At 58.1% G+C, this 11472-nt stretch carries 11 protein-coding genes; 2 read left to right on the forward strand and 9 right to left on the reverse strand.

What is annotated here, in order from left to right; translation table 11 throughout:
• Positions 1 to 66 precede the first annotated feature (66 nt).
• The 7 genes from dedD to pdxB all read right to left on the reverse strand — a co-directional run bounded on the left by dedD (position 67) and on the right by pdxB (position 6858).
• Positions 67 to 753: a cell division protein DedD gene (gene dedD, locus DD606_RS08790; protein WP_003861412.1), complete on the reverse strand. Its 687-nt coding sequence runs from the start codon at positions 751 to 753 to the stop codon at positions 67 to 69.
• Complete coding sequence (gene folC / locus DD606_RS08795) at positions 743 to 2011, reverse strand: bifunctional tetrahydrofolate synthase/dihydrofolate synthase (RefSeq protein WP_129256086.1); 1269 nt, start codon at positions 2009 to 2011, stop codon at positions 743 to 745. The genes dedD and folC overlap by 11 nt, the downstream gene beginning before the upstream one ends.
• 70 nt (positions 2012 to 2081) lie before the next feature.
• Positions 2082 to 2987 carry an acetyl-CoA carboxylase, carboxyltransferase subunit beta gene (gene accD, locus DD606_RS08800; protein WP_003861408.1) on the reverse strand — a complete coding sequence of 302 codons (906 nt, stop codon included), beginning with the start codon at positions 2985 to 2987 and terminating at the stop codon, positions 2082 to 2084.
• A 154-nt stretch (positions 2988 to 3141) separates the two neighbouring features.
• On the reverse strand, positions 3142 to 3801 hold the full coding sequence (locus tag DD606_RS08805) for a DedA family protein (RefSeq protein ID WP_003861406.1): 660 nt from the start codon (positions 3799 to 3801) through the stop codon (positions 3142 to 3144).
• Between the two features lie 28 nt (positions 3802 to 3829).
• A complete protein-coding gene (gene truA / locus DD606_RS08810) occupies positions 3830 to 4642 on the reverse strand; it encodes a tRNA pseudouridine(38-40) synthase TruA (RefSeq protein ID WP_129258528.1) in 813 nt (270 codons plus the stop codon).
• On the reverse strand, positions 4642 to 5655 hold the full coding sequence (locus DD606_RS08815; RefSeq protein ID WP_003861403.1) for an aspartate-semialdehyde dehydrogenase: 1014 nt from the start codon (positions 5653 to 5655) through the stop codon (positions 4642 to 4644). The genes truA and DD606_RS08815 overlap by 1 nt, the downstream gene beginning before the upstream one ends.
• A 66-nt stretch (positions 5656 to 5721) precedes the next feature.
• Positions 5722 to 6858, reverse strand: coding sequence for a 4-phosphoerythronate dehydrogenase PdxB (pdxB, locus tag DD606_RS08820; RefSeq protein WP_129258530.1), 1137 nt, complete (start codon positions 6856 to 6858; stop codon positions 5722 to 5724).
• 111 nt (positions 6859 to 6969) lie between these two features.
• On the opposite strand from pdxB, the gene flk reads away from it, so the two are divergent.
• Positions 6970 to 7974 (forward strand): flagella biosynthesis regulator Flk, encoded by a 1005-nt coding sequence (gene flk, locus DD606_RS08825; protein ID WP_003861399.1) that lies wholly within the window; start codon positions 6970 to 6972, stop codon positions 7972 to 7974.
• An 87-nt stretch (positions 7975 to 8061) separates the two neighbouring features.
• Here flk and DD606_RS08830 read toward each other — a convergent pair whose 3' ends face one another.
• Complete coding sequence (locus DD606_RS08830; protein WP_129258532.1) at positions 8062 to 9240, reverse strand: MFS transporter; 1179 nt, start codon at positions 9238 to 9240, stop codon at positions 8062 to 8064.
• 68 nt (positions 9241 to 9308) lie between these two features.
• Positions 9309 to 10526, reverse strand: a complete 1218-nt coding sequence (fabB, locus tag DD606_RS08835) for a beta-ketoacyl-ACP synthase I (RefSeq protein WP_003861395.1) — start codon at positions 10524 to 10526, stop codon at positions 9309 to 9311.
• 158 nt (positions 10527 to 10684) lie between these two features.
• On the opposite strand from fabB, the gene mnmD reads away from it, so the two are divergent.
• A partial coding sequence (gene mnmD / locus DD606_RS08840; protein WP_139158313.1) for a tRNA (5-methylaminomethyl-2-thiouridine)(34)-methyltransferase MnmD occupies positions 10685 to 11472 on the forward strand: 788 nt, incomplete at its 3' end.

An 11472-nucleotide genomic window follows, 5' to 3' on the forward strand; every position in this document is an offset into this window, starting at 1 on the left:
GGGAGAGGGAGTAAACCGACCCCTCGCCCCTTTAGGGGGAGGGCCAGGGTGAGGGGATAATTTCTATCAGTTGGCGCTGTAGTTCATCACCACACCGCTCAGGCCGGAGATTTGCTTCAGCTCGCCAAGCGAACCTTTGAGCTTATCTTTCGACGCATCCGGCCCCACGAGGATACGCGTAATTTTACCCTGTACCGGCGTGGTGGGTGAAGTATAAACACGGTATCCCGCGCCGCGCAGTTTACTCACGATCTCATTGACCTTATCTGCATTTTTCAACGCACCGAGCTGAACGACATAGGCTTTGCCGGTAGGGGCCGCGTCCTGTTTTGCCTGCGGTGGCGTTTCTGAAGCGGCTGCCAGTTGCTCGGCCGCTTTATCCCGCTGCGGTTTCGGCTGCGGCTTCTCCACCGGTTTCGGCTTCTCAACAGGCTTAGGCTGTTCTACCGGCACCGGATCAATCTCGATGTTATTGTTCGTCGCCAGGCGCGAGGGATCGAGCGACGGCGCGGCTGCATCACCTGCGCGCACCTCTTCCGCTGCGCCTTCTGGCGGCTGGGCAGGCAGCGCCTGCGTTGCCGCTGGCAACATATCGGGCTCGTCGCGATCGCCCGGTTTGGGTACCAGCGGAATGGCCGCAAATTCATCCTGGTAATGCTTTTTCTGCCCGTCGAGCAATCCCGGGAGAATAATCACCCCGAGCGCGACCAGCACAATGGTTCCTGTTAAACGGTTCTGAAACTTACTCGCCACCGGTTCTCCCCGCGTCCATCACTTCCATGACATGTGCCACCGTGTGGAATGACCCACACACCAGCACGGTATCTTCTGGTTTAGCCTCCGCCATCGCGGCACGCCAGGCCGAAACCACACTGCTGTAGATTTCGCCTTTGCCGAGATGTTCCATCAACTGCTCAGCAGTCGCGCCGCGCGGCCCTTCCAGAGGAGCACAATACCAGCTATCGACCACACTCTCCATGCAGGCCAGCGTGCCGCCGATATCTTTATCATGAAGCATACCGATAACCGCCAGCACGCGCCCGGTTTTTGGTAACGATTTGAGACGTCCTGCGAGGTACGCCGCCGCATGCGGGTTATGTGCAACATCCAGAATCAGACGCGGTGACTCACTCACAATCTGAAAACGTCCTGGTAACAGTGCGTTCTGAATGCCATCGCGGATTGCCTGCTCGCTTACCGCTAATCCGCTGGCGCGCAGTGCCGCCAGCGCGGTCGCCGCGTTAGGCTGTGGCACCTGCGGCAGGGGCAGACTCTCCAGCACGCCCTGCGCATCGCTGAAGCGCCAGCCGTTGTCCTGCACCTCATACTGCCAGTCCACGCCGCGACGCAGCAGACGAGCGCCCTTCTCTTTCGCTACCTCAGCGATGGTATGTGGCATGTCCGGTTCGCCTACCACGGCAGGCTTATTGGCCCGGAAAATACCGGCCTTCTCACGGCCAATGCTCTCGCGGTCCGGGCCCAGCCAGTCGGTGTGATCCAGCGCGATGCTGGTGACGACGGCGACATCCGCATCCACCATATTGGTGGCATCCAGACGCCCGCCCAGCCCCACTTCCAGGATCACCACGTCCAGCTGCGCCTGCTTAAACAGCCACAGCGCCGACAGGGTGCCATATTCGAAATAGGTTAATGAGGTTTCGCCGCGCGCCGCTTCGATAGCGGCAAACGACGCCGTATGGGCCGATTCCGCCAGCTCGGTGTTTTGCACCCGCACGCGCTCGGTATAGCGCACCAGATGCGGCGAGCTGTAAACGCCAACTTTGTACCCCGCCGCCATCAGGACAGATTCCAGCGTGCGGCAGGTGGTGCCTTTACCGTTAGTGCCGGCGACGGTAAACACGAAAGGCGCGGGTTCCAGCACGTCAAGACGCGCGGCAACCTGGCTTACGCGCTCAAGGCCCATGTCGATAGTTTTACTGTGCAGGTTTTCCAGATAAGAAAGCCACGCGGCCAGGGGCGACGTGGCTTGAGGAATGCTTTTATTTTCCATGATGCCCGGTTGTCATTAACGGTTTAGAAAGCAAAAGGGCAGCGCCATTCGGCCCTGCCCTTTTCAGTTATCAGGCCTCGGGTTCCTGATCCGGTACCACCACGCCTTCGCGCGGCTCGTCCGGGTTAGGCGCTGGCAGATTCATCAGCTTCGCCAGAATGCTGGCCAGTTTCAGGCGCATTTCCGGACGGCGGACGATCATATCGATAGCGCCTTTCTCAATGAGGAACTCACTGCGCTGGAAGCCCGGCGGCAGTTTCTCACGTACGGTCTGCTCGATAACGCGAGGACCGGCAAAGCCGATCAGCGCTTTTGGCTCCGCGATGTTCAGGTCGCCCAGCATGGCGAAGCTTGCAGAAACGCCGCCCATGGTTGGGTCGGTCAGTACCGAAATGTACGGCAGACCGCGCTCCTGCATTTTCGCCAGCGCCGCAGAGGTTTTCGCCATCTGCATCAGGGACATCAGCGCTTCCTGCATACGTGCGCCACCGGAGGCGGAGAAGCAGATCAGCGGGCAGTTGTCTTCCAGCGCCTGCTCAACGGCACGCACGAAACGCGCGCCGACCACGGAGCCCATTGAGCCGCCCATAAAGGAGAACTCAAACGCGGCGGCAACCACCGGCATTTCATGCAGGGTGCCTTTCATGACGATTAGCGCGTCTTTCTCGCCGGTCTCTTTCTGCGCAGAGGCCAGACGATCTTTGTATTTTTTGGAGTCGCGGAACTTGAGCACATCTTTTGGCTCCAGTTCGCTGCCCAGTTCTACCAGAGAACCTTCGTCCAGCAGGCTATGCAGGCGGTTGCGCGCCGACATACGCATATGGTGGTCACACTTCGGACACACCTCAAGATTGCGTTCCAGCTCTGCGCGATACAGAACCTGGCCGCAGCTATCACACTTCGTCCATACCCCTTCAGGAATGCTCGCTTTACGCGTTGGGGTAATGTTGCTTTTAATTCGTTCAATCCAGCTCATTGATAACCTTTCTGCCTGAACCTGGTCGTATGCCAGTTTTGCTGTAAGAGGCGAATAATGCCATTTTTGCCTCCAACAGACCATGAATGTTGCACATTAAAACATAACAGCCCGAAACTTTGGATAAAAAAGTGGTCGAACCGCCAGCGTGCATTTACTTCGCTTGCTTTGCCGCCGCGCGTTTGTGACGGATAATTTCGATGACGCCAGGCAGTACGGAAAGCACAATAATCGCTACAATCAGTAACTTAAGGTTTTCCTGAACCACCGGCAGATCGCCAAACAGGTAGCCTGCATAGGTGAACAGCAGCACCCACAGCAGCGCGCCCACCACGTTGTACATGGCAAAATGACGATAGGACATGTGACCCATTCCCGCCACAAACGGTGCAAATGTACGCACAATAGGCACAAAACGGGCAAGGATAATGGTCTTACCGCCATGGCGCTCATAGAACGCATGGGTCTTATCTAAATAACTGCGGCGGAAAATCTTCGAGTCCGGATTACTGAACAACCGCTCGCCAAACACCCGCCCGATGGTGTAGTTGACCGCATCACCAACAATCGCGGCGATGATCATCAGGACGACCATCAGATGGACATTCAGGTCATTCGTTGGCAGTGCGGATAACGCGCCCGCCACGAACAGCAGTGAATCTCCAGGCAGGAACGGCGTAACCACAAGGCCGGTTTCACAGAACAGAATGAGGAACAGAATGGCGTAAACCCAGACGCCGTACTGCGCGACCAGCTCCGCCAGGTGAACATCAATATGCAGGATGAAATCAATCAGAAAACGTATTACGTCCATATTGTCTAAGCCCTAATTGCACCTTTGTTTAGTCCGCTAAAAACAGCGGGCCCATTGGCGGTTTTGGCAGGTCGAACCGGTCCGGATAATCCACCGAAACCAGATACAGCCCTTCCGCTTTCGCCGTTGCTGCCGCAAGCGTTCTGTCCTTCGCTGCAAGCAGTTCTGCAATCCAGCTCTCCGGCTGGTGTCCGGCGCCCACTTCCATCAGGCTGCCCACAATATTCCGCACCATATGATGTACAAAGGCATTGGCTTTGATATCCACCACCACATACGCGCCATACCGACTGACGTTAATGTGCATGACGTTACGCCACGGCGTACGGGACTGACACTGCACCGCACGAAACGACGTAAAATCATTCTCTCCAATCAGACACTGCGCCGCACGCTGCATACGTTCTGCATCCAGCGGTTCATAAAAATGCGTCACGCCCTGGCTTAACACCGCCGGGCGCAGGCGCTGGTTATAGATGACATAACGGTAGCACCGCGCCGTCGCGCTGAAACGCGCGTGAAAATCATCCGGCACAGCTTTCACCCAACGCACGGCAATGTCACCAGGCAAATTCGCATTTACACCCAGCGTCCAGGCCGCGTCTTTGCGCACGGCGGTGGTGTCAAAATGCACCACCTGCCCCGTGCCGTGAACGCCGGCATCGGTGCGGCCCGCGCAGAAGACGCTTATCGGTTCATTCGCTACCTGAGAGAGCGCTTTCTCCAGCTTCTCCTGGACGCTGCGCACCTCATTCTGCCGCTGCCAGCCATAGTATTTACTGCCATCGTATTCAATGCCGAGGGCAATTCTGTGGACCGGCTTTTGTTCCACATCTGACATCAGTACAGATACTCCTGCACCAGTTTTTCCGCGATTTTGACCGCCATCAGCGCGCCGCCGAAACGCACGTTGTCGGCAACAGACCAGAACTGCACCTGCTCAGGCATACCGTAATCGTTACGCACACAGCCCACAGAGAGATGCGCGCTGCCGGTGGCGTCGCCCACCTGCGTCGGGAATTCGCTCTCTTCGGACAGGACAATGTCCTCTCCGCGGCCAAACGCGTCGCGGGCTTCTTCAGCCGCCAGCGGACGCAGGGCTTCAAACCCGACCATCTGCGCGTGGCCGTAAAAGACCGGAGACTGCACGACATTCGCGGAGATCATCAGCCCGTCATCCTGCAAAATTTTGCGTGCTTCATCGACGATACGACGCTCTTCCCGCACCGAACCTTCACGATCCGGCAGTAGCGGCAGCATGTTGAACGCCAGCTGGCGGCCAAAGAAATCATCTTCGTCGATCGGGATACCGTTCAGCAGCTTCGCGCTCTGCCCTGCCAGTGCGTCTACGGCTTTTTTGCCGTTAGCGGAGGCTGACAGCAGGCTGGTCACGGAAATACGCGACAGGCCACCGTCGTCGATCAGCGGCTTCAGCGCGGTCAGCAGCTGGCTGGTGAGGCTGTTCGGTACTGCAATGATGTTGCGGTTGCGGTAGTCAGCCAGCACAAACGGGTTGACGTCCGGCACCACCAGCGGCACATCCGGCTCCAGGGAGAACAGGCCGCTCAGGTCGATCACCAGACAGCCTGAATTTGTCGCTTCTTCAATGTAAGACGCCGTGGCTTGCGCACCTGCGGCAAAAAACGCCAGCTGAGCCTGCGTCCAGTCAAACGCGGCGGCGTCCTGCACCATCAAGGATTTCCCGCCGAAACGCAGCTGTTCTCCTGCGCTGTCGGTACGCGCCAGTGCGTAAATCTCACCCACCGGGAACTGACGCTCAGCAAGGGTTTCAAGCAGGGCTTCGCCCACGGCGCCAGTGGCACCCAAAATGGCAATGTTCCAGCCTTCAGACATGGTGGTTTACTCCAGAAATAAAAAGCGTCCCTGCCGGAACATCCGACAGGGAGCATTAAGAAGACATTAACGTGCCGGGTGGTGAACGGCGTTAAATCCCAGTTTATGCAGCAGCCCCGCCGCTGACGCGTCATCGCACATGACATACAGGGAAGACCACTCGCGGCGCTCAAGGTAATTTTTGCGTAGCTTGTCAAACTCACCCGGAATACCCGCCACTTTTCGCAGCAGCGCGTCATCGCGGCGCACATCATACACCAAATGCACCAGTCTTTTCAGCGTTGCCTCATCCAGCAGGCCATGAAGGGTAATGCGGCCAAATTCCGGGGCGGGCAGCAGCGTATCCAGCGCCACCTGCTGCGGATGGCCGATAAAGGCGCTGTAAGCCTCAAACACCTGGGTTGTGCCACGCGCTTTGCCTTCAAGGGTATAACCCGCGATATGTGCGGTACCCACGTCTACCTTATCCAGCAATGCGACGTTGAGATCAGGCTCTGGCTCCCAGACGTCCAGCACGACGCTAAGCTCTTGTCCTTCGTCGAGACATGCCAGCAGCGCCGCGTTATCCACCACCGGTCCCCGGCAGGCATTTATCAGAATAGTGCCAGCCTTGAGACGGCGGATCAGCTTTTCGTCGGCCAGGTGCAGGGTCTTATACGGCCCATCTTTAAAGAGCGGCGTATGGAAGGTGATGACGTCGCACTCGTCGACCAGCTCATCCAGTGTGCGGAAGTCGCCTTCATCACCGTTATCCTTACGCGGCGGATCGCACAGCAGGGTGCGGATTCCCCAGGCTTCCAGACGCTTTTGCAGACGTCCGCCCACGTTGCCCACCCCCACAATCCCGACGGTGCGGTCTTTCAGCGTAAAACCATCGCGCTCGGCCAGCATCAATAGCGAGGAGAAAACATATTCCACGACGGCAATGGCGTTACAGCCTGGCGCCGCGGAAAAACCAATCCCCGCTTGCTTAAGCCACTGGTCATCCACATGATCGGTCCCGGCCGTTGCCGTCCCGACAAATTTAACCCCTTTGCCGGTGAGCAGCGCCTCATTTACTTTAGTCACCGAGCGCACCATCAGGGCGTCTGCATCGTCCAGTTCGCTGACCGGAATCGGGCGACCAGGGACAGCCTTAACCTCACCCAGGCGGCTGAACAGCTCACGGGCGTAAGGCATATTTTCATCAACGAGGATTTTCACGTCTGAGTACCTGTTTGAGAGGAAGTAAACCTGCCAAGTGTGCCATAATCTCGCCGCCGGGCATATATCTCCGCCCGGTTACGCAGAGTTTGACTTTAAGGATTTTTGACGATGCAGCCCATTTCAGGTACGCCTCCGCGCCCTCCGGGTGAAGGCCCCGTAACGCCCAACACGCCAGGCGAACAACCGCTCTCCACGCAGCAACGCACCGTACTGGAGCGTCTGATCACGCGTCTTATTGCGTTGACCTCACAGCAAAACGCAGAGGTGTGGGCCGGCGTGAAGCACGATTTGGGCGTCAGAAACGATGCGCCGCTACAGTCGCGCCATTTCCCTGCCGCCGAACAAAACCTGAACCAGCGTCTTACCAGCGCACAGCAGCAACATACCACCCGCCAGATTATCTCGCAGCTGACCGAGCTGTTGGGCCAGGGGAATAATCGCCAGGCGGTGAGTGATTTTATCCGTCAACAGTACGGTCATACCGCCCTGAGCCAGCTTTCGCCGGAACAGCTGAAAACCGTGTTGACCCTGCTGCAAAGCAATCAGCTTTCTATCCCGCAGCCGCAACAGCGCCCGTCTACAGAACGGCCATTGCAGCCTGCGGAGCATAATACGCTCAAGCAGATGGTCACTAAGCTGGCTGCCGCAACCGGCGAACCAACAAAGCTTATCTGGCAATCCATGCTGGAACTTTCCGGTGTGAAAGCGGGCGAGATGATCCCGGCAAAACAGTTTACCCATCTGGTCACCTGGCTCCAGGCGCGTCAGACGCTCAGCACCCAGAGCGCCCCGACCCTGCACAGCGTACAGGCGGCGCTGAAACAACCGCTGGAACCGCACGAGTTCGATACGATCCGGGATTACGCTCAGCAGAGCTGGCAGGCTACGCCGCAAACGGTGCTGACCACCGCCCAGGTGCAGGATGTGCTCAATCAGATCTTCGTTCGCCGCGCCGAGCGGGAAGGCGGCGTGCCGGAGGTAAGAAACATTCAGCCGATCTACAACCCGCTGTTTGCCCCCGTAGTTGATACGTTCAAAACGCTTTCTGCCCGTCCGGGATTGATGTTGATCGCGTTGGTGATTGCGCTGGCGATTTTCTGGCTGGTTGCGTGAGGATTTGCCCGGTGGCGCTTCGCTTACCGGGTCTACAACGGCTCGAACCGTAGGCCGGGTAAGGCGAAGCCGCCACCCGGCAACATACTACCGCTTGCGAAACGCCACCATCGTCACCACAATCCCCACCACCGCTGACACCGCACCGGCGAGAAATACGGAAGGATAGCCAAACGACGTTGCAAGCAGCCCCGCCAGCGGCCCGGTGATGCCGTATGAGATATCCTGAAACGCCGCATAGCCGCCCAGCGCCGTGCCGCGCACCTGCGGAGCCACGCGCTTCACCACTTCAACGCCCAGCGCCGGGAAGATCAGCGAGCAGCCGCAGCCGGTTAACGCCGCACCCAGCAGCGCAACGGATGCGGACGGCGCCTGCCAGAGCAGTACCAGCCCCACGGTCTCAATGACAAGTGACGCCACGGCCACCTTCACGCCGCCAAAGCGATCCGGCATCCAGCCAAACAGCACGCGCATCAATACAAACGCGCCGCCAAAGGCCGTCAGCGTAAAGCCCGCCATCGCCCAGCCGCGGCTCATGAAATAGAGGGAGACAAAGGTACCAATAACCGCGAAGCCCACCCCCTGAAGCGCCAGCCCGAGCCCCGGCTGCCAGATTTGCCCCACCACGCTCCACAGCGAAGGACGCTCGCCTTTATGGGCGGGCACCTTACGCACCGAACCGTTAAACGCCCACGCCAGCAGCGGCAATACCATGGTGGTGCCTGCCAGCGCCGCAAAACCAAACTGGCTGTGGATCAGCAGCCCCAGCGGCGCGCCTGCCGCCAGCGCGCCGTAAATCGCCATCCCGTTCCAGGACATCACTTTTCCGGAACGCGCAGGTCCCACCAGCCCCATTCCCCAGGTCAGGGTGCCGGTCAGCAGCTGGCTTTCGCCAAAGCCGAGGATCAGGCGCCCTACCACCAGCAGCGCGAATTTATACGCTGCATCTATTGGCAACAGCGCCGCCAGCAGCCAGGCTCCCCCCGCCAGCCCGCAGGCAAACATGCCCTGCAACGCCGAGCGTTTTGCGCCGTGCTGATCCGCCAGGCGACCGGCGTAGCCCCGGGTTAATACCGTCGCTAAAAACTGAATGCCCACCGCAATGCCGACCATGGTGTTGCCATAGCCCAGCTCCTGGTGAACGAACAAGGGGATCACCGGCAGCGGCAGGCCAACGGTCATATAGGTCAGAAACACCGCAAAGGCGATGCGGAAAAGGGAAAGGTTCCCGGAAGGAGCGTTCTTCTCAGGGGTAACAGCCTTCATGCATAACTCCGTGTTCAGGCATAAAAAAAGGGAGCCGCGCGGCTCCCTTCTACTATACCTTCAAACGCTTACGCTTTCAGCTTACGCATCACCAGCGTGGCGTTAGTGCCGCCGAAACCGAAGCTGTTGGACATAACGGTCGTCAGCTCACGTTCGGTGGTTTCAGTCACGATGTTCAGGCCAGCCGCCTGCTCGTCCATCTCTTCGATGTTGATGCTTGGCGCGATAAAGCCGTTTTCCAGCATCAGCAGAGAGTAGATCGCTTCCTGTACGCCCGCCGCGCCCAGAGAGTGACCGGTCATGGCTTTGGTTGCAGAGATAGCCGGGCTGTTGTCGCCGAACACTTCACGGATCGCACCCAGCTCTTTCACGTCGCCTACCGGCGTTGAGGTGCCGTGGGAGTTCAGGTAGTCGATTGGAGTATCAACACCGTGCATCGCCATCTTCATGCAGCGCACCGCGCCTTCACCGGATGGAGCAACCATGTCAGCGCCGTCAGACGTTGCGCCGTAGCCCACGATCTCAGCATAGATGTGCGCGCCACGCGCCAGCGCGTGTTCCAGCTCTTCAACCACAACCATACCGCCGCCGCCAGCGATAACAAAACCGTCGCGGTGTGCATCATAAGTACGGGACGCTTTGTCTGGCGTTTCGTTGTATTTAGTGGACAGTGCGCCCATCGCGTCGAACTCACAGGCCATTTCCCAGCCCAGCTCTTCGCCACCGCCAGCAAATACGATGTCCTGTTTGCCCAGTTGGATCTGCTCAACCGCATTACCGATACAGTGTGCGGAGGTCGCACATGCGGAGCTGATGGAGTAGTTCACACCGTGGATTTTGAACGGCGTTGCCAGGCACGCGGAAACCGCTGAACCCATGGCTTTGGTCACAACATATGGACCGACCGCTTTCAGGCCGCGCGGGCTGCGCATGGCGTCAGCACCGAACACCTGAGCTTTAGAAGAACCGCCGGAACCTGCAATCAGGCCCACGCGTGGGTTGTTCTGGTAAACGTCTTCGCTCAGACCAGAATCCTTGATCGCTTCCTGCATGGAAAGATAGGCGTAGATAGAGGCATCGTTCATGAAACGAACCACTTTACGGTCAATTAAACCGGTGGTGTCCAGTTTAACGTTACCCCATACGTGGCTACGCATTCCAGAATCTTTAAACTCTTCAGAGAAAGTGATCCCGGAGCGTCCTTCACGCAGAGATGCCAGGACTTCCTGCTGGTTATTACCGATGCTGGAAACGATGCCCAGGCCAGTAATCACTGCACGTTTCATTCAATACCTCTGTAAGTCGCACTATAAAAAGTTTCGAGTCGCACAATAGCGTACACTTGTACGCCGAACAAGTCCGATCAGCCATTTTCTGTGGAAATTTGCACCGATGGGCTCACATCGCTAAGATCGTGCCACTGCCTGTCGGACGAGTAACTTACGTGAAACAAAACGCCATACAACCTGCCAACCTCGAATTCAACGCTGAGGGTACACCTGTTTCCCGAGATTTTGATGACGTCTACTTTTCTAATGATAACGGACTGGAAGAGACGCGCTATGTTTTCCTCGACGGAAATCATCTCGGCACCCGCTTCCCTGAGCATCCGCGCAGGCTGTTCGTCGTGGCGGAGAGCGGTTTCGGCACCGGGCTGAATTTTCTGACCCTCTGGCAGGCATTCGATTGTTTTCGCGCTGCATACCCCGAGGCTACCTTACAAAGATTACATTTCATCAGTTTCGAAAAATTTCCGCTTACCGCGCACGATCTGCGGCTTGCCCATCAGCGCTGGCCGGAGCTTGCCCACTGGGCGGAACAGCTTCAGACCCAGTGGCCACCGGCTATCGGCGGCTGTCATCGTCTGATTCTGGATGACGGACGCGTCACCCTCGACCTGTGGCTGGGCGATATTAACGACCTGACCGATAAGCTTGATGACTCAATGAATCAGAAAGTGGACGCCTGGTTCCTGGACGGTTTTGCGCCCGCTAAAAACCCGGACATGTGGAGCCCGCACCTGTTCAGCGCCATGGCACGTCTGGCGCGCCCGGGCGCGACGCTTGCTACCTTCACCTCCGCGGGCTTTGTCCGTCGTGGGTTGCAGGAGGCGGGGTTTACCATGCGGAAAACCAAAGGCTTTGGCCGCAAACGCGACATGCTGGTCGGGGTGATGGAACAGGATCTGGCGATCCCGGCGCAGGCCCCCTGGTTTGCCCGCCGCGCCAGCAC

It is taken from the genome of Enterobacter cloacae complex sp. GF14B (genome assembly GCF_004136805.1).
In the GTDB taxonomy this organism is placed as follows: domain Bacteria; phylum Pseudomonadota; class Gammaproteobacteria; order Enterobacterales; family Enterobacteriaceae; genus Enterobacter; species Enterobacter hormaechei_C.

What these genes read in the sequence shown, in the direction of transcription:
- folC (WP_129256086.1), bottom strand. Translation starts at nt 2,011, where the DNA reads ATGGAAAATAAAAGCATTCCTCAAGCCACGTCGCCCCTGGCCGCGTGG.
- accD (WP_003861408.1), bottom strand. Translation starts at nt 2,987, where the DNA reads ATGAGCTGGATTGAACGAATTAAAAGCAACATTACCCCAACGCGTAAA.
- DD606_RS08805 (WP_003861406.1), bottom strand. Translation starts at nt 3,801, where the DNA reads ATGGACGTAATACGTTTTCTGATTGATTTCATCCTGCATATTGATGTT.
- truA (WP_129258528.1), bottom strand. Translation starts at nt 4,642, where the DNA reads ATGTCAGATGTGGAACAAAAGCCGGTCCACAGAATTGCCCTCGGCATT.
- DD606_RS08815 (WP_003861403.1), bottom strand. Translation starts at nt 5,655, where the DNA reads ATGTCTGAAGGCTGGAACATTGCCATTTTGGGTGCCACTGGCGCCGTG.
- flk (WP_003861399.1), top strand. Translation starts at nt 6,970, where the DNA reads ATGCAGCCCATTTCAGGTACGCCTCCGCGCCCTCCGGGTGAAGGCCCC.
- DD606_RS08830 (WP_129258532.1), bottom strand. Translation starts at nt 9,240, where the DNA reads ATGAAGGCTGTTACCCCTGAGAAGAACGCTCCTTCCGGGAACCTTTCC.
- fabB (WP_003861395.1), bottom strand. Translation starts at nt 10,526, where the DNA reads ATGAAACGTGCAGTGATTACTGGCCTGGGCATCGTTTCCAGCATCGGT.